The organism is Gemmatimonadota bacterium (genome assembly GCA_039715185.1).
Taxonomy (GTDB): domain Bacteria; phylum Gemmatimonadota; class Gemmatimonadetes; order Longimicrobiales; family RSA9; genus DATHRK01.
Window position 1 is genome coordinate 13004 of record JBDLIA010000039.1, and the last position, 16925, is coordinate 29928.

Sequence of the window (16925 nt, forward strand, 5' to 3'; positions counted from 1 at the left end):
TGTCGGGCTGATCCTGAGTGATTTGCGCGACGACAACGGGCGCTAGCGCCTCACCGCGTGAATCAACGCTTCCATGTGATCGAGATAGCGCTTCAGCGCGTGCCGGCCTCGAGTGGCCAGCCGGTACTCCGTCCTCGGCAGTCTCCCGTCGAAGGACTTCTTGCATGCTACGTACCCGGCCTCCTCCAGCCGCCTGGCGTGCACGCTCAGGTTGCCGTCGGTCGTGCCCAGGAGCTCCTTCAACTCGTTGAAGGTGAGCGTGGCGTTGACCGCCAGCGCGCTCACTATGCCCAGTCGCACGCGGGCGTGAATCAACTGGTCGATCGCCCCCGGATCGACGGGTCCGCCATCGCCGGCGACGCCTTCCAGCGTCCGCTTCCCCGCGGCGGCTCCGCCGCGCCGCTCCGTCGCCGTGTTCCTAGCCACCGTAGCGCCGCGCGATGATCAAGCCGAACGCGAGGTGGAGCCCGCCGAAGCCCAGCACCATCAGCGCGTCGCCGAGGGTGGGCGGCAGCGCGAGCGCCGTGGCCCCCAGCAGGACGAAGAACATGCCCATCACCGGCACGATGCGGACCGAGAACGTCCCTCCCGCAATCACCCCTGTGCCGTACAGCGCGAGCCACAACCCCGGCAGCAGATCGATCTGCCCGCGACCGAACAGGACCGCCGACAGCAGCGCCGCTACCAGCACCGGCGGCGCGAAGCTCAGCGCCAGCTTGCGGCCCGGGCCGCGCAGGATGGGAAGCCCCGCGCGGCGCGCCTTGCGCACGATGCTGGCCACGCCTATCACCGCCGCCACGAGGCCGGCGCCGGCCCACGTGAGCAGCCACGGTCCGCCGGTCCGTCCGTTCGCGACGACGCCCGCCAGGACCGCCACCAGCCCCATCCCGACGAACCCCCAGCCGGGCACCGCCGTGAACGCACCCGCCCGCTCGATGGTCTCGCGGATGTAGCGGATGTTGTCGATCGCGCGGTCGTGCAGCGCGACAGAATCCGGGTCCGGGCGGTCGCGCCGCCTCAGTGGATGCACCGTGGACATGGGCGTACGCTAGCTCCGCGGCGGATTGTCGTCAAGCACTTTATAGCTCAAAGTATGCCCGGAGCGTGTCAGCGGATGGCCACGAGCGCCTTCACCGCCAGCGTCTCGTAGTCGCCGAACGTCCAGGCGGCCGACAGCTTGAAGGCCAGGAGATGGAGCGTCGCGCCGGCCGTGAAGCGCGTGGTCTGGTCCAGATCCGGCGCGACCGCTACCCGGAGGCCGTCGCGCGGCAGCGCCGGGTTGCCGGTTGGGTTGGAGACCGTGTACGCGAGCGTCACCTCGGGGTCCTCGCGGAGGCCGGAGCCGAAGATCGAGACGGGTCCCGCGTCCAGGCTGGCGAGCAGGCCGTAGGCGAACGCCTCGGCGTCCAGGTAGTCGCCGACGTCGGCGCTCTGCCAGGCCACATGCGCTGCCAAGCTGAGCGCCGTCATCGGCAGGTACTGGCTGATCGAGTGCGTTGCGCTGAAGCCGAGCGCGCGGATCTCGCCCACGTCGTCGTGCACCTCGATGGTCGGAAAGCCCCGCACGGAAACCTCCGTACCACCGGGCAGGCCGATGGCCGCCTGGATCACGGCGAACGGAACGACCGGGATGTCGAGGCCCTGCGGGAAGGGCAGCGCCAGCTCCGCCGGGTCCTGGCCGGCGGCCAGAGCGGCGGCGGTGAGTTCGGGACCCGGCTGGATGACCACGCCGTCCCCATCCCCCGCGACCGTCGGGGTCGCCCCCGCGGCGGTGCCGTAGGGGTTCAGGAACGTCTGGCCGTCGAACGTGACTTCCCCCGGAAGCACCGGCACGAAGGTCTCGGCGAAGTCCGGAACGAAGGCCCCCATGGCGGCCAGGCCGATCTCGAATCCGAACGCGCCGTGCGGCTTGGCCGAGTAGAACGTGCCGCGGTTGAGGGCCGCCGACACGCCCTCGGTGATCGGGCTCAGGTAGAGGGGGGCGTTGTCCCGGGCGAGCACTTCGATCTGACGGATGATTTCGGAGTCCTGCGCCGAGCTCGCGGGCGCGTGGAACGCCAAAGTAGCGACGGCCACGGCCGTCGCCAGTGCGGACCTCCCCAACATGCGTGCCCCTCCCCAAAGAAAACGCGAAAACGCGCCCGGCCACGAGCCAATTCACGCGGTACGGACGATCGAGGGAGAGGAGGCTACAAAGTGGAGGACAAAGCCCGTCAGGTCAACGATTTCGGTGCTCGAGCAGGATATCGGCGAGACGCTCCGCTGCGCGCTCCAGCGTCTCCACGCGCTTGCAGAACGCGAATCGCACCAGGGAGTTGCCCGCGTGCGGGTCGTGGAAGAAGCTGGAGCCCGGGACGGGGGCCACGCCGCCGGGCGCGTCGGGGCCCGCCGGGCGGCCCAGGTCGCCCGCCGCGAGGCGCCTGGAGAACTCCACGTCGTCCAGCTCGCACGCCGAGGAAAAGTCCGCCAGGACGTAGTAGGCGCCGTCCGGCACCGTGCACCGCAGCCCGGCCCGCGCCAGGCCACCCAGGAGCGCGTCTCGGCGCGCCCTGTAGTCGGCCGCGAGGCCCTCGTAGTAGTCGGCCCCCAGAGTCTCCAGGCCTGTCGCGACCGCCTCCTGCAGCGGCGCGGGGGCGCCGACGGTGAGGAAGTCGTGCACCTTGCGGATGGCGTCGGTCAGCGCCGGAGGAGAGACGACGGTGCCCACCCGCCAGCCGGTGACGCTGAAGGTCTTGGACGCCCCGCTCACCGTCACCGTGCGCTCGCGCATGCCGGGAAGCGTGGCCATGGGCACGTGAGCGCCCTCGTAGACGATGTGCTCGTAGATCTCGTCGGTGACGGCGATCGCGTCGTGGCGCCGGCACAGATCCGCGATCGCCTCCAGCTCGGGGCGCGAAAGCAGCGCGCCGGTGGGGTTGTTGGGCGTGTTCAGCACGATGGCGCGCGTGCGCGCCGAGAACGCCGACGCCAGGCGATCCAGGTCGAGCGAGAAGCGAAGACCGCCGCGACTGGCGTCGTCGCCGGGGTCGGTGCGCTGCATCTCCATCGGCACCCACACCGGGGTGGCGCCGCACAGGATCGCGTCCGGTCCGTAGTTTTCGTAGAACGGCTCCAGGACGATCACCTCCTCGCCCGGATTCACCGCGGCCAGGAGCACCGACGCCATAGCCTCGGTGGCCCCGCAGGTCACGGTCACCTCGCGCTGCGGGTCCACCTCCATGCCGTACCAGTCGTGGTAGCGGCGCGCGAGCGCGGTTCTCAGGCGGGGGGCGCCCCACGTGATGGCGTACTGGTTGATATCGCCCCGTATGGCGCTGCAGGCGGCGTCCTTGACAACGTCCGGCGCCGGGAAGTCGGGGAAGCCTTGGGCCAGGTTGATGGCGTCGTGCTCGCGCGCGACTCGCGTCATCTCGCGGATCACGGACTCCGTGAATCCGTGCGTCCGGGTGGCCGTCAGCGGTGGGTTCATGGACCTGGGAGCCGGGTTGCAGGGGCTGCGCGTTGGGTCATCTTACGGGCACGCAGCGCTCGATCGAAACGCATTCCCGTGACCATAGAGCCAAGATGATCGCTTTCGATACCCGTTCCACGCTCCGCGCCGGCGACCGGGAGTACGAAATACACAGCCTTCCGCGGCTCGCCGAGCACGGCCTGACCGTGGAACGCCTGCCGTACTCGCTGCGGATCCTGCTGGAGAACCTGCTTCGCCACCAGGGCTCGGTGGCCGTGGACGGCGGCGACATCGAGGCGCTGTGCCGGTGGGACCCGGCGGCGGAGCCGTCGCGCGAGATCGCGTTCACGCCGGCGCGCGTGATCCTGCAGGACTTCACGGGGGTGCCGGCGATCGTGGACCTGGCCGCCATGCGCGACGCTACGGCTCGCTTCGGCGGAGACCCAGGTCGAATCAACCCGCTGGAGCCGGCGGAACTCGTCATCGACCACTCGGTCCAGGTCGATGAATTCGGGACGCGCATGGCCTTCGAGGTGAACTCGCAGAAGGAGTACGAGCGCAACTTCGAGCGCTACGCGTTCCTGCGCTGGGGCCAGAACTCGTTCCGCAACTTCCGCGTCGTCCCGCCCGAGACGGGGATCGTCCACCAGGTGAACATCGAGTACCTGGCGCGCGTCGTGTTCGGCGAAGATGGAGTCGCCTACCCCGACACGCTGGTCGGCACGGATTCGCACACGACCATGGTGAACGGGCTGGGCGTGCTGGGCTGGGGAGTGGGCGGGATCGAGGCCGAGGCCGCCATGCTCGGCCAGGCCATCTCGATGCTGATTCCGCAGGTGGTGGGATTCCGGCTGAAGGGTGAGCTGCCCGAGGGCGCCACCGCCACGGACCTGGTGCTGCGCGTCACCGAGATGCTCCGCGAGCACGGTGTGGTGGGCAAGTTCGTCGAGTTCTTCGGCTCCGGCCTGGAGCACCTGCCGCTCGCCGACCGCGCCACGATCGGCAACATGTCCCCCGAGTACGGGGCCACCTGCGCAATCTTTCCGGTCGACGCGGAGACGCTTCGGTATCTGGAGTTCACCGCGCGCCCGGCGGAGCGGATCGGTCTCGTCGAGGCCTACATGAAGGAGCAGGGCCTGTTTCACACGCCGGACAGCCCGGACGCCGTGTACTCCTCCGAGCTGGAGCTGGACATGGGCACGGTCGAGCCGAGCATCGCCGGGCCCAAGCGCCCCCAGGATCGCATCGCGCTGACCGACTCCAGACGCGCCTTCGCGGGGGCGCTGCGCCAGATGCGGGCCGATGTGCCGGGCGCCGGGACGCCCGCCGGCACCCGGTGGGAGATCGAGCACGGCGCGGGCGCCAACGGCGCCGACGCCATCTCGACGGCGGGCGTCATCGCGCCCGCGGAGCCGGCGCCCGGCTTCCGCGGGGTCTCGGTCGAGCGCGAGGGCGGCACCTTCGAGCTGCGCGACGGCGCAGTCGTGATCGCCGCCATCACGAGCTGCACCAACACCTCCAACCCGTCCGTCATGCTGGGGGCCGGGCTCCTGGCCAGGAACGCGGTCGCGCGTGGTCTGAAGAGCCAGCCCTGGGTCAAGACAAGCCTCGCCCCGGGGTCGAAGGTCGTCATGGACTACCTGGGCGAGGCCGGCGTGATGCCGTACCTGGAGGATCTCGGCTTCAACCTGGTCGGCTACGGCTGCACCACCTGCATCGGTAACAGCGGGCCGCTCCCGGCGGACATCGCGGCGGCGATCCATGAGGGCGACCTGGTCGCGTGCTCGGTCCTGTCCGGCAATCGCAACTTCGAGGGCAGGATCAACCCGCACGTGCGCGCCAACTACCTGGCGTCGCCGCCGCTCGTGGTCGCCTACGCGCTGGCGGGCCGCATGGACATCGACCTCTACAACGAGCCTTTGGGCGTCGACGCTGACGGCCGCTCCGTCTTTCTGAAGGACATCTGGCCGACGCAGAGCGAGATCCACGAGGCCATGCGGAGCTCGGTCAAGCGCGAGTTCTTCGAGCGCGAGTACGCCGAAGTGTTCGCGGGCGACGACCGTTGGCGGGCGCTACCGGTGATCGAGGGGGCGCTCTACGAATGGCGGGACGACTCGTCCTACGTGAAGGAGCCTCCCTACTTCGCGGCCATGGGCCTGGAGGCTCCCGGGGTGTCGGACATCGACGGCGCGCGGGTGCTGGCGCTGATGGGCGACAGCATCACCACCGACCACATCTCGCCGGCCGGCGCCATCGCGAAGGACTCGCCCGCCGGGCGCTACCTCATGGAGCACGGAGTGGGGCACAAGGATTTCAACTCCTACGGGTCGCGCCGCGGCAACCACGAGGTGATGATGCGCGGGACCTTCGCCAACGTGCGTTTCCGCAACCGCCTGGCCCCCGACACCGAGGGTGGCTGGACGGCTCACCTGCCGGACGGCGAGGTCATGCCCATCTACGACGCCGCCATGCGGTACGGAGAGGCGGGCGTGCCGCTGATCGTGATCGCCGGCAAGGAGTACGGCACGGGTTCCTCCCGTGACTGGGCGGCCAAGGGGCCGATGCTGCTGGGAGTGCGCGCGGCGATTGCCACGACGTACGAGCGCATCCACCGCTCCAACCTCATCGGCATGGGCGTCCTGCCGCTGCAGTTCGAGGGCGCGCAGGACGCCGCCGCGCTGGGGCTCGACGGGCGCGAGGTGTATTCGGTGACGGGCATCGCCGACGCGCTCGAGGCGCCGCGCGCGGATCGTGCCGTGACGGTGCGGGCGAGAGCGGAGGACGGCTCGACGACGGAGTTCAGGGTGCGGGTGCGGCTGGACACGCCGCAGGAGGTGGAGTACTACCGCCACGGCGGCATCCTGCACTACGTGCTGCGGCAGATGATCGGCGAAGCGTAGCGGCGGGGACCGCCCACGCCACGGCCGCGTTCGCCGGGCGCGCTCAGGGCTCGCCGTGGAAAGCGCCGACGGTGCGACGCCCGGCGAACGTGCCGACGGCGGCGCCCATGAGCACGTCGCTCGACCAGTGCTTGTCGTCCAGCATGCGTGACGCACCCACGAAGGTTGCAGCGGCGTAGAGCAGCGGCCCGATCCACTTCTGCTGGCCGGGCCAGTGGTGCTTGGCCTCTTCGGTCAGCGTCGCCGCGACGGCGAAGGCCGTCGCGGTGTGACCGGACGGGAAGGACAGCGACCGGTTCTCCCTCGCGAAGCCGCGCCCGAAATCGAAGTCCTCGGCGCCGCCGTCCGCGAACGGCCTCAGCCGGCCGGTGCCGATCTTGATCGCGGAGACGGCCATCCCGGTGGCGACCAGCCCCGCCGACGCGTGCTGCCCGACGTCGGCCAAGCCGTCCTTGCCGAGCGCCTCTCCAAGCAGGTAGGCGCTCAAGCCCACCAGCACCGTGGAGCGGTCGCCCATGTGCTTGAACGCGTGGGCGACCGGCTGAAGGCGATCGGCGGCGAAGCCGGACTGTGACCACGCCCGAACCTCTTCGTCCCACTCGATGAGCGTCAGGGACGCGAACAGCGCCAGCGGAAGGAATTGGTCGGAGGTGGCGGCGCCCGACCCGGGAGCGACCATGGCCGCGGCCGGGCCGCGAAATCCCGGGCCTACCGGCGCCGGGGTCGGCGGCGCCGTGCTCAGCGGCGACGCGAGCCGAACCGCTGTCGGCCGGCCGTCCGTCGTCGCCTGGGCGGAAACGCTGGCGGCACTCCACGCCGCCGCCGCCATGAACGTCAAGGCGATCCTGCCCATGCCCGACACACCACTGCCCATGCGGCCTCTCCTGAGCGAGGTCGAAAGTGCCCGATCTCCGGCAGGGGAGCACCCGTGCGCCGGGGATTGTGACGTCACGCCGAGATTGTCTCCCGGGGCGCTGTCCGGTTAGCGTCAGGGCGGGGAAGGAGGGTCGCCCATGATACCGATCGCACCCGCAGCGCTGTCCGTGCTGCTGGCCGCCCAGGCCGCCGGCGCCACGCTGCACGGCACCGTGCTGGACGCCGATACCGGCGAGCCGGTGGGTTCGGCGATCGTCGCGCTGTCCGACTTGCAAGTGGTGGTCCTGACGGACGCACGCGGTCGGTACTCGGTCCCCGATGTCGCCGCGGGGCCGCAACACGTGGACGTTTCCCACATCGGTTACGTCCCCCGTGGCCTGCACGTCTTCGTGCCATCCGGCGGGTTCGTCGAGCTACATATTGCGCTCGACCGGAATCCGATTCCGCTCGAGGAGGTAAGGGTTCGCGTGCCCCGTCGAGAGCCGCCCATCTCGGCGTCCGCCGCCGCGCTCACGGCGGATCGGCGCGCCAGCGGCACCTGGTTGCGCGAGGACCCCATGGTCGCGGAGCCGGACGCGCTGCTGTCCCTCGTGGGGGGGGCCGTGGCCGCCCGGCCGGAGACCGCGGGTGGATTGCACGTGCGCGGCGGCGCGGCCGACCAGGTCACTTATTCGCTGGATGGGTTGCCCGTCTTCAGTCCCTATCACAGCGGCGGGTCGTTCGCCGCGTGGGACCCCGACGCGCTGGAGTCGGTCGAGCTGTCCTCGGCGTTTCCGCGCCCGGGCGGCGGTCACGCGCTGGCGGGCCAGATCGACGCGCGCACGCTGACCCCGGGCGATCGCCTGAGGACCCGGGGAGCGTTCAGCGTCACCCAGGCCCGCGTGTCCGTCGACGGTCCGCTCCTGGGCGAGGTGGGCTTCCTGGTGAGCGCGCGGGAGCCGTTCCCCGGCCTGGCGCAGGGTCGCAGCGAACCGGCGATCCTGCGCGGTGAAGCGGGCGATCGGCTCGCCGTGCTGCACGCTCCGCTGGCGGGCGGGAGCCTGCGCGCGCTGGCGTACCGCAACCGCAACGCGCTGCACGCGTCCGCGTTCGCCGACGGCGACGCCGGCGCGCCGGAGACCCCCGACGACGCACCCCGCAACGCCTTCGGCTGGACCGCCAGCACGCTGGGCCTGAGCTGGACGCGCACGGTCGGCGGTGGGCGGCTGGAACTGGCGGCGTGGGACGCCGGCGGCAGCGCGCGCGCCACGTGGGCGGCGCTGGCGGGGACGGACGCCGACGCCGGGGCGCTGGCGGTCGACTCGCTGGCGAGCCGGCGCGACGACGTGGGCTTCCGCGCCGCGCTTGCGTGGGGAGACGGCCGCGGATCCTGGCTCACCGGGCTCAGGTTGAATCGCAGCAGCACCAGCTACAGCGTGCGGCGCGCCGATCCCGCGGGTCCGGGCGAGCCGCTGTCCTTCTCGGATCGCACCCCGACCGCGACCGCCTTTGCGCTGCACACCAGGCCGCTCGCCGACCGGGTCGAGCTGGACGCGGGGGTCAGGGCGATCTTCGCGGGCGACGATCCATATCTCGCGCCTCAGCTACGGCTGCGCTGGTCTCCGGGCCGTACTCTCGATCTGCAGATTGCTTACGCCCGCAACTATCAGTTCGCGCAGTCTCTGCGCAACGGGCAGTCGGTCGCCGGCCTGATCTTCCCCGCGCAGCTATTCGCCGGCGCGGGCGACGACCGCCTGCCGGTGGCGCGCGGCCACCAGGTATCGGCCGTGGGGCGCGCGCGCCTGGGCGACGCCCTGACCGCCCGCGTGGAGGCGTGGGCCCGGGGCGCGAGGGGGCTCTTGCTGGCGGCCCCCGCCACGGGCGCCCCGTTCGCGCTGGACGCGTTCGCCACCGGCACCGCCAGCGCGCGCGGAGGGAGCGCCGAGCTGGCGTGGGCGAGCGCGCGGCTGTCGGCCACCGCATCCTACGGGCTGGAGCGCGTGCGGCACCGGGCGCTCGGCGAGGCCTTCGTCCCCGACCACTCGGCGACCCACCGCGTCGACCTCGGTACCACCGCCCACATCACGACCACCTTCACCGTGCGGGTGGCGAGCCAGATCGTCGCTGGGCGCAGGGGCACCGACCTGGCCGGCGCGTTCGAGTTCGAGTCGTGCAACCTCCTGGAGTTCGGCTGCGAGTTCGCGGGTAGTCCCACCCGGCGCGCCGGCCCCCTCGGTGGGACCCGACTGCCGGCGTACGCGCGCGTCGACTTCGGGCTGCGCAAGCACTGGGACCTGCGCCTGGGCGGTCGCCGGGGCACGATCGGGGCGTTCGCTTCGGCGACCAACCTGTTCGCGCGCGAGAACGTGCTGTTGGTCCTCCGGGATTCCGCCACGGGCGAGCGTTCGGCCGTGCGCTTGCGTCCGCGGGCGCCGCTCACGGTGGGCGTCGACTGGAGCTTCTGACGGACTCGGCGTCGCCGGGTCGGGCAGCCCCCGCCCCTCCGCTGACACAGATGTGCCCGCTCGCGTGCTCCCCCATCGTGAGGCGCCCATCGGGGTGCCCACAAAGCGTCCCTGAATCCGGAGTCGGCGTCTGGAATCGCGGCTGGTATCCGAGGCTGACGTGAGGGAGGACGATGCTGACTTCCGCGCGCTCTTCGACGAGCACTATCAGCGCCTGTTCCGCTACTTCCAGCGTCAGGCAGGGGACGCCGAGCTCGCGGCGGACGTAGTGCAGGAGGCGTTCATCCGCCTGTACCGGCGAGGCGCGCCTCCGGACGATCCCGTCGCCTGGCTGATCACCGTGGCCTCCAACCTGTTTCGCAACGCGCGCGGCACGCGCTCTCGTCGTCTGCGCCTGCTGAGCACGGAGCGCTCGGCCCGTGCGCTCGGCGACCCGCCCGAGTCGCCCGACGCCAAGGTGACCGGCGCGCGCGAGGCCGCCGCGGTCAGGAAGGCGCTGGACGTCCTGGGCGAGAGGGATCGGCAGATCCTGCTGCTGCGCGCGGAGGGATACCGGTACGGCGAAATCGCGACCGCTCTCGCGCTCAACGAGGCGAGCATCGGCACGCTGCTGGCGCGCGCCAAGCGTGCGTTCAGGACCGCCTATGAGGAGCTGCACAATGCACCTTGAGGACGGAAAGGTTCAGGCGTTGCTGCACGGCGAGCTGGCGCCCGAGGAGGAGCGGCAGGCGCGCGAGCACACGGCGAGTTGCACCGCCTGTGCTCGCAGGATCGCGTACGCCGAGGCGGAGGAGAGGACGGCCTTCGCCGCGCTCGAGGCGCTGGACACAGCCGCCGCGCCTGTGAGCGCCGACGACTTGATCAGTATGGCCTCGGCGCACCGGCCAGCCCCCGCTGGCCCGGCGGGGCCCAGCCCCGGGCGCCGCCGCGTGGCCTGGCGGGTCGCCGCCGGCGCGGTCCTGGCGGTGGCGGCATCGGGCGCGCTCTACGCGCTGCCCGGCTCGCCGCTGCGCGGGTTGCTCGACCGCTTGCTGAAGGGGGACGACGGGGTCGGGGTGGAGGAAAGTGCCCCGGACGGAGCATCCGGAGTGGCCGTGAGCGTGGGCGAGTCGTTCACGATCTCTTTCGAAGGCGCCCGCGCGGGCGACACCGTTCGGGTCGAATTCGGCGCGGGCGACGCGCTCTCGGTCATGTCCAGCGGCCCGGCCGCGTTCCGCTCGGGCAGAGACAGGCTCGACGTCACGGCGGACGCACCCACCTCCTACCGGGTCGAGATCCCGCGCGGCGCGGCGCTCGTGCGCATCCAACGCGACGGCCTGACCCTGATCGAGGCGCGCTCGGGGACGCTCGATCCGAGCCCCGCCACCGAGGCACCGGGCACCTGGGTAATACCGCTGAAGCCGTCCCCCTAGGAGTCGGACGCGGCGCGGCGCGCGAGCCTCGCCGTGGCGTCTGACGCGCGGTCGCGCTAGCCTCCCGGCGATGACCGACTCAGCCACCACGCCAGGGCGCGTCGAGCCGACCGAGGACGCCGCCCGTCTGCGCATCGTCTGGAAGGACGGCCACGCCTCCGAGTACACGCCGAGACTGCTTCGCCTGGAGTGCCGGTGCGCCGGCTGCGTGGAGGAGATGACCGGGCGGGCGCTGCTGGATCCGGGTCGGATCCCGGCCGACATCTATCCGCTGGAGATTTCCTACGTGGGCAACTACGCGCTGCGCTTCCACTGGAGCGACGGGCACCGCACGGGCATCTACCCGTACGAGCTGCTGCGCACCCTCTGTCCGTGTGACGTGTGCGCCAGCCCGGGCGCGAGGACGACGCGGTGAACGGTGGGCGACGGGGGTCCGGCACGGTCTGGGACCCGGCGGTGGCCGCGGCCGCGTTGTCGGGCCACCCGGTCCTGGGGCCGATGGTGCGATTCGCGGGGCCCCCGGAGCTGCCCGAACGGGGCATGGATCACTTCGCGATGCTGCTCCGGTCCATCACCTTCCAGCAACTCGCCGGCAAGGCGGCGACTACGATCCATGGCCGGGTGCTGGGGGTTCTGGGCGGTACCGCGACCGCCCGGGCCGTCGTCGCGGCGACGGACGACGCGCTGCGCGGAGCGGGGCTCTCCGCCAACAAGCTCGCCGCGATCCGGGACCTCGCGGCGAAGTCGCTGGACGGCGCGCTCGGGCTCGAAGACATCGACGGGGCCCCGGACGATGAGGTGATCGCGCGCCTGACGCAGGTCCGAGGCGTGGGCGTGTGGACGGCACAGATGTTTCTGATGTTCCAGCTGCGCCGGCCCGACGTCTGGCCGACGGGCGACCTGGGCGTGAGGCAGGGGTGGGCCAGGCTGCACGGCGAGGACGAGCCGCGCTCGGCCAAGGAGCTGGACCTGCTGGGCCACGGATTCCGGCCGTGGCGGACGGCGGTGGCGTGGTACTGCTACCGCGCGGTCGACGTGGGCGTCCCGGGCGACTGAGCGGGGCCGCTCACACCAACGCCGACAGCTCCTCGGACGCGGCGCCCGGCGCCCGCCCGCGTGCCTCCACGCTCCAGGCGTCCACCTGCTCCTCTCCGCGGACGCCGAGCACCGCCTCGTGCAGGGCCACCGACACGCACACGTGGTTGGGGACGATGCGCACGCGCTCGCCCACCCGCGGGCGCCAGTCGGTGGCGGACAGGTCCAGGACCCCGTGCTCTTCGGACGCGCGCGCGACCACGACCCCGGGGCGGTCCAGCAGCGCCCCCAGGCCGGCGGCGGCCCCTCCCCGCAGCGGCTCCCGCCCCAGCGACTTCGAGCCCGCGTCGACCACCGCCTGGCCGGGCACCGCTGCGCTGACGACGGTCGCCAGGACGGTGTAGGCGCAGTCCTCCCATGCGCACGCCCCGATCGCGGCCGTGGTGCGGTCGTTGTAGACGTACGTGCCGGGGCGGATCTCGGTCTGGTGCGGGACCAGGTGGGAGGCCCGCAGAGTGGGCGTCGAGCCTCCGCTCACGACCTCCGGATCGAGCCCGGCGTCGCCCAGCGCGCGCACGAAGGAGCCCAGGAACTCGCCGAGCGCCTCCAGGTCCTCCGTCTGGTCTTCGACCGCTTGCCGGATGTGCCCGGGGTAGAACAGCAGCCCGCCGAAGCGGACGCCGTCTCGCTCGGCCGCCAGCCGGGCTAGCGCCACCGCCGCGGCGGTGGCGCCGACACCGCACCTGTGCATGCCCAGGTCGGCTTCCACGAGAACGCGCGCCTCGGCGCCCGCCGCGGCGCACGCGTCCGCCAGGTCCGTGAGCGCCCGTTCCGAGTCGAGCGCCACCGACAGCCGCACGCTTCCCGCCAGGTCCGCCATGCGGCCCGCGCGCGCCGCGCCCAGCGCGGGGTACGCCACGAGCAGGTCGTCGCACACGGCGGACATGACTTCGGCCTCGCGCGCGGTCGCGGTGGTCGCGCCGGCCGCGCCGCGCGCCAGTTGCGCCGCCAGGACGCGAGGAGACTTATGCGTCTTGGCGTGCGGGCGCAGCGCTAGGCCGTGCGCCTGCGCGTAGGCCGCCGCCCCGTCGAGGTTGTCCTCCAGGCGGTCCAGGTCCACCACCGGGACCGGGGTCTCCGCCGTGTGCAGCGAGGTGGCGCCGCTCACCCGAGCACCGGCACCCACACGAGCGCTATCTCATCGACCGAAATGTCCGTCTTCTCCAGGTCGACCGATACCTCGGAGACGTCCGCGGCCTTGGCGGCCCACGCGGCGTCGATCGCGATCAGCTCCTGCGCCAGCTCTTCCTCGAGCTCGTCCAGGTCCTCCTCGTGCGCGTCCAGGCGCTCCTGCGCCGAGCGTAGCCGCTCCCGGGTCCGGCGCGTCATGGAGCGCCGCGACGCCACGCCGGTGAGGCCGCGCGTGCGCCGGCGGCCGCCGAGGAACATGCCCAGGAGCTCGCCCGCGCCCGAGATCCACTCCTGGCGCGAGCGCTCCTCCACGTCGACCTCGAGCTCGCGGGCGCGCTGCTCGGACCGCGCCAGGCGCTTGCGCGCGGCGTCGGCGCGCTTCTCGTAACGGTCACGCAGCTTGGCCGCCGCGTCGTCGGCGAGCGTCTGCGCGGCGTCGTCGGCGCGCGCGTCGAAGTCCTCGCGCGACTCGCCCACGCGCGACCACAGGCCGAGTTGCTCGGCGCGGAACACCTTCACCGAGCGCGTGCGGTAAAGGTGGTCCTTCAGCTCCTGGCGGACGCGCCGGAAGAAGGCCGGGTCGTCGAGGGGGGCGTCGCTGAGGGCGTAGGTGGCTCCCTCGGGCGGCTCGGCGCGAAAGTCGACCTCGTCGTAGTCGACGGACAGCGCGTCCTCCGCGCGCACGCGCTCGCCGATGGGAAAGAAGATCGCCTCCCACTCCTCGCGGTGGTCCACCCCGGCGCGCCGCTCGTCGAAGCGCAGGTGCACGCGCGCGGCGAGCGCCGGCTCCAGCCGCGTGGCCCCGGCCGCGGCGTCCACCCGGCCGGCCCAGGCGGCGGCCGGCTCGAGGAAGCGGACCGGCACCGTGGGCACCACCACCGGGGGCACCTCGGATTCGTCCGCCGCGGTCGAGCCGGGTCCGCGGCCGGCGCTCGCCGCACCCGGATCCTCTCCCCCAGCGGCCGCGCTCGAGGCTGCCGCGGCCGCCAGTTCCTCCGGCGGTCCGCCGCGTCCCGCCTCCCGGAGCGACCTGATTTCGTCGCGGGTCAGCGGCCCGCGCAGGTACGACATCGCCCAGCGCGTCGTGAACACCCGCGGCGCCGCCGAGCGCGTGCTGTGGGCCAGGAAGCGCCTCTTCTCGAGGCCGCCGATGCGCTCGTCCAGCTCGGCCACGTCGGCGCCGCCGGACGCCGACCGGAGCGCCTCCAGCACGCGCGCCTTGTCGCGCTCGGTCTGGAGCCGGCCGATCATCCAGGTGCCCGCGTTGGACATCGCCTTGTAGTCCAGGTCGACCGGGTTCTGCGTGGAGATCACCATGCCCACGCCGTGCGCGCGCGCCTGCTTGAGGATGGTCAGGATGGGCTGCTTGGTGGGCGGCGCCGCGGTGGGCGGCAGGAAGCCGAACGCCTCGTCCAGGTAGATCAGCGCGCGCAGGTCCGAGGTGCCCGGCTGGCGGCGGATCCAGGTGACCACCTTGGCCAGCAGCAGGGTCACGAAGAACTGCCGCTCGGCGTCCGACAGGTGGGCTATGGTCATCACGGACGCGCGCGCGCCGCGCGCCGACCGGCCGAGCATCACGTCGATGTCCAGCGGCACCCCCCGCAGCCACTCCGCGAACGCCGGCGAGGCGAGCAGCGCGTTCATCCTCAGCGCGAGCTTCTGCCGCTCCCTGTCGGGGAAAAACGTGTCCAGCTCGAAGACGCCGAGCCGACGGATCGGCGGGTCCGCGATGCGCGCGATCAGCGTCGCCAGATCCAGGTCGCGGCCCTCGCGCCACGAATGCTCGATCAGGTTGGAGAGCAGGATGTGCTCGCGGCTGGAGATCGGGTCCGGCTCCACGTCGATCAGCACCAGGAGGCCCGACACGATGCCGGCTATCTCGTCGCGCAGCACCTCGCCGTGTTCGTCCCAGTCCAGGTCGGGGGCGGCCATGGAGCCCACCGCGTTGACCGGCGTGCCCGCGCCGGAGCCGGGCGTGTAGAGGGAGACCTCGGAGCCGCCGGCGAGTGCACGCAGGCGCGCTCCGTCGATGCCCCAGCCCGCGAGGCCCTCACGCCAGCGCGCCGCCGTGGCCGCCGCGAGCTCGTCGACGCCCACGCCCTCCCGCTCGGCCTCCGCCGGATCCACCCACGGCGCGAAGTCCGAGCCGCGCAACTCCGGGAAGGCGAGCAGCAGATTGCCCAGGTCGCCCTTCGGGTCGATGGTGAGCACCGGGATGCCCTGCAGCAGCGCCTCCTCGATCATGACGACGCCCAGGCCGGTCTTGCCCGAGCCGGTCATGCCGATGATCACGCCGTGCGTGGTCAGATCGCGTGCGCGCAGGAGGAACGACTCCTCGCCGCGCTCGCCGGTGGCTTCGTCGATGACGCCGCCGAGGTGCAGGGAGCCAGGCTTTGGTTCGCTCATTGGTCGCGGTGTGCGGGGAGCGCGTCCTGCTCGGCCGAGGCGCCAAGTTTCGGCCCGCGGCGCCGGCTCCGCAAACCCTAACCGGCCGCACGCCACCCGGCCGGTCACAGCGGCTTTCGCGGAGCCTCGCACTCCGATTATGTTCGACGACCCGCCGAACGGGAGCACCATCCCGCCAGACAGGAGTTGATTGCATGGCCGACCTCAGGAGCGGCGATCGCAGCAACGACGTGGATCGCCGCCGGTTCATCCACCTGGGCGCGACGGGACTCGCCGCCGCCTCGTTGGGCGGATGCGCGTCCGCCGCCGAGCCCGACTCCGACGTCCCCGCGCCCACCGGCGCGGCGGCCCCGGAAGCACCGGAGGCCGAAGTCCCCGCAGCGCCGTCGCCCGGGCCACCACCCCCGCCGGAAGTCGGAGACCTGGTGGATCCCGCCGAGGTGCCGATGGAGACCTGGCAGGAGCCATGGGTTTGGCGCCAGGAGCATTGGCCGGACGACTCGCTGGAGCTGAACGTCATCCAGCTCCAGAACCCGGGCCCTGCGCCGTCGCCCGGCAATCCCAACCCCACGCTGTTCAGCTACGGCGGCAACAGCCCCGCGCCGACGATTCGCGCGCGCGGCGATACGACCGTCCGCCTGAAGGTGCGCAACCACCTGGGCCTGGACCACCAGATGACCCCGGTGGGTCCGTGTCCCGACGCGTTCGACCTGACGCCCGCGATGACGGAAGAGGTCTGCAAGCTGACGGCGCCCGAGGCGGAGGAGGTGCCCGAGTGCCAGCCGTTCTTCGTGCCCGAGCAGAACTTCCAGGTAGTGCCCGCCCGGCTCGTGCCCGGCTACGAGCTGGTGGATCACGCCAACGGCCAGCGCGCGGCGCACATCACCAACATCCACACGCACGGCCTGCACGTGCCGCCCAACTACAACCCGGACGGGTCGCTGTCCGACAACGTGCTGCTGCGCATCATTCCGCGTGCCGACCTGGAGAAGCGCAGGGAGTCGGCCAACGCGGCCATCAGGGAGCTGCGCCAGTACGAGCGCGTGGGCAGCGCCGATTACCAGATCCGCCTGGGCGAAGCCCGCCACGGCGCCCCCGAGGGAGCCGCCCGCCAGCCGCACCCGCCCGGTACGCATTGGTACCACCCGCACGCGCACGGCTCGACTCACGACCAGGTGGCCAGCGGCATGGCCGGGTTCCTGATCGTCGA

The 16925-nt window shown here is 72.1% G+C and carries 14 protein-coding genes; 7 read left to right on the forward strand and 7 right to left on the reverse strand.

Going from position 1 to position 16925, the window contains the following annotated elements:
* Positions 1-42: 42 nt before the first annotated feature.
* The 4 genes from ABFS34_08950 to ABFS34_08965 form a co-directional block, all read right to left on the reverse strand.
* Positions 43-369: a transcriptional regulator gene (locus tag ABFS34_08950; GenBank protein MEN8375562.1), complete on the reverse strand. Its 327-nt coding sequence runs from the start codon at positions 367-369 to the stop codon at positions 43-45.
* 49 nt (positions 370-418) lie between these two features.
* The gene (locus ABFS34_08955; GenBank protein ID MEN8375563.1) at positions 419-1039 is read right to left on the reverse strand and encodes a hypothetical protein; all 621 of its coding nucleotides are present in this window, start codon (positions 1037-1039) and stop codon (positions 419-421) included.
* A gap of 68 nt (positions 1040-1107) precedes the next feature.
* A complete protein-coding gene (locus ABFS34_08960; GenBank protein MEN8375564.1) occupies positions 1108-2106 on the reverse strand; it encodes a DUF6588 family protein in 999 nt (332 codons plus the stop codon).
* 112 nt (positions 2107-2218) lie between these two features.
* Positions 2219-3469 (reverse strand): aminotransferase class I/II-fold pyridoxal phosphate-dependent enzyme, encoded by a 1251-nt coding sequence (locus ABFS34_08965; GenBank protein MEN8375565.1) that lies wholly within the window; start codon positions 3467-3469, stop codon positions 2219-2221.
* A gap of 95 nt (positions 3470-3564) precedes the next feature.
* Between ABFS34_08965 and ABFS34_08970 the strand changes: the two genes are divergently transcribed.
* Positions 3565-6351 (forward strand): aconitate hydratase, encoded by a 2787-nt coding sequence (locus tag ABFS34_08970; GenBank protein ID MEN8375566.1) that lies wholly within the window; start codon positions 3565-3567, stop codon positions 6349-6351.
* 43 nt (positions 6352-6394) lie between these two features.
* Here the strand turns inward: ABFS34_08970 and ABFS34_08975 are convergent, their stop codons facing one another.
* Entirely contained in the window at positions 6395-7225 is an 831-nt protein-coding gene (locus ABFS34_08975) for a phosphatase PAP2 family protein (protein MEN8375567.1), read from the reverse strand.
* A gap of 139 nt (positions 7226-7364) precedes the next feature.
* On the opposite strand from ABFS34_08975, the gene ABFS34_08980 reads away from it, so the two are divergent.
* From ABFS34_08980 to ABFS34_09000, 5 genes are all read left to right on the forward strand, one after another.
* Positions 7365-9671, forward strand: a complete 2307-nt coding sequence (locus ABFS34_08980; protein ID MEN8375568.1) for a TonB-dependent receptor — start codon at positions 7365-7367, stop codon at positions 9669-9671.
* Positions 9672-9831: 160 nt separating this feature from the next.
* The gene (locus ABFS34_08985; protein MEN8375569.1) at positions 9832-10341 is read left to right on the forward strand and encodes a sigma-70 family RNA polymerase sigma factor; all 510 of its coding nucleotides are present in this window, start codon (positions 9832-9834) and stop codon (positions 10339-10341) included.
* Positions 10331-11083 carry a zf-HC2 domain-containing protein gene (locus ABFS34_08990; protein MEN8375570.1) on the forward strand — a complete coding sequence of 251 codons (753 nt, stop codon included), beginning with the start codon at positions 10331-10333 and terminating at the stop codon, positions 11081-11083. Before ABFS34_08985 ends, ABFS34_08990 begins: the two co-directional genes overlap by 11 nt.
* Positions 11084-11153: 70 nt before the next feature.
* Complete coding sequence (locus ABFS34_08995) at positions 11154-11498, forward strand: DUF971 domain-containing protein (protein ID MEN8375571.1); 345 nt, start codon at positions 11154-11156, stop codon at positions 11496-11498.
* Positions 11495-12139, forward strand: coding sequence for a hypothetical protein (locus ABFS34_09000; GenBank protein ID MEN8375572.1), 645 nt, complete (start codon positions 11495-11497; stop codon positions 12137-12139). The genes ABFS34_08995 and ABFS34_09000 overlap by 4 nt, the downstream gene beginning before the upstream one ends.
* A gap of 10 nt (positions 12140-12149) precedes the next feature.
* Here the strand turns inward: ABFS34_09000 and ABFS34_09005 are convergent, their stop codons facing one another.
* Positions 12150-13286, reverse strand: a complete 1137-nt coding sequence (locus ABFS34_09005; protein MEN8375573.1) for an alanine racemase — start codon at positions 13284-13286, stop codon at positions 12150-12152.
* Positions 13283-15715 carry a DUF87 domain-containing protein gene (locus tag ABFS34_09010; GenBank protein MEN8375574.1) on the reverse strand — a complete coding sequence of 811 codons (2433 nt, stop codon included), beginning with the start codon at positions 15713-15715 and terminating at the stop codon, positions 13283-13285. The genes ABFS34_09005 and ABFS34_09010 overlap by 4 nt, the downstream gene beginning before the upstream one ends.
* A 194-nt stretch (positions 15716-15909) precedes the next feature.
* Here ABFS34_09010 and ABFS34_09015 point away from each other — a divergent pair.
* Positions 15910-16925, forward strand: a 1016-nt coding sequence (locus ABFS34_09015) for a hypothetical protein (GenBank protein MEN8375575.1), incomplete at its 3' end; no start/stop codon positions are given.

What these genes read in the sequence shown, in the direction of transcription:
- ABFS34_08965 (MEN8375565.1), bottom strand. Translation starts at nt 3,469, where the DNA reads ATGAACCCACCGCTGACGGCCACCCGGACGCACGGATTCACGGAGTCC.
- ABFS34_08980 (MEN8375568.1), top strand. Translation starts at nt 7,365, where the DNA reads ATGATACCGATCGCACCCGCAGCGCTGTCCGTGCTGCTGGCCGCCCAG.
- ABFS34_08995 (MEN8375571.1), top strand. Translation starts at nt 11,154, where the DNA reads ATGACCGACTCAGCCACCACGCCAGGGCGCGTCGAGCCGACCGAGGAC.
- ABFS34_08970 (MEN8375566.1), top strand. Translation starts at nt 3,565, where the DNA reads ATGATCGCTTTCGATACCCGTTCCACGCTCCGCGCCGGCGACCGGGAG.
- ABFS34_09010 (MEN8375574.1), bottom strand. Translation starts at nt 15,715, where the DNA reads ATGAGCGAACCAAAGCCTGGCTCCCTGCACCTCGGCGGCGTCATCGAC.
- ABFS34_08960 (MEN8375564.1), bottom strand. Translation starts at nt 2,106, where the DNA reads ATGTTGGGGAGGTCCGCACTGGCGACGGCCGTGGCCGTCGCTACTTTG.
- ABFS34_08955 (MEN8375563.1), bottom strand. Translation starts at nt 1,039, where the DNA reads ATGTCCACGGTGCATCCACTGAGGCGGCGCGACCGCCCGGACCCGGAT.
- ABFS34_08975 (MEN8375567.1), bottom strand. Translation starts at nt 7,225, where the DNA reads ATGGGCAGTGGTGTGTCGGGCATGGGCAGGATCGCCTTGACGTTCATG.
- ABFS34_08990 (MEN8375570.1), top strand. Translation starts at nt 10,331, where the DNA reads ATGCACCTTGAGGACGGAAAGGTTCAGGCGTTGCTGCACGGCGAGCTG.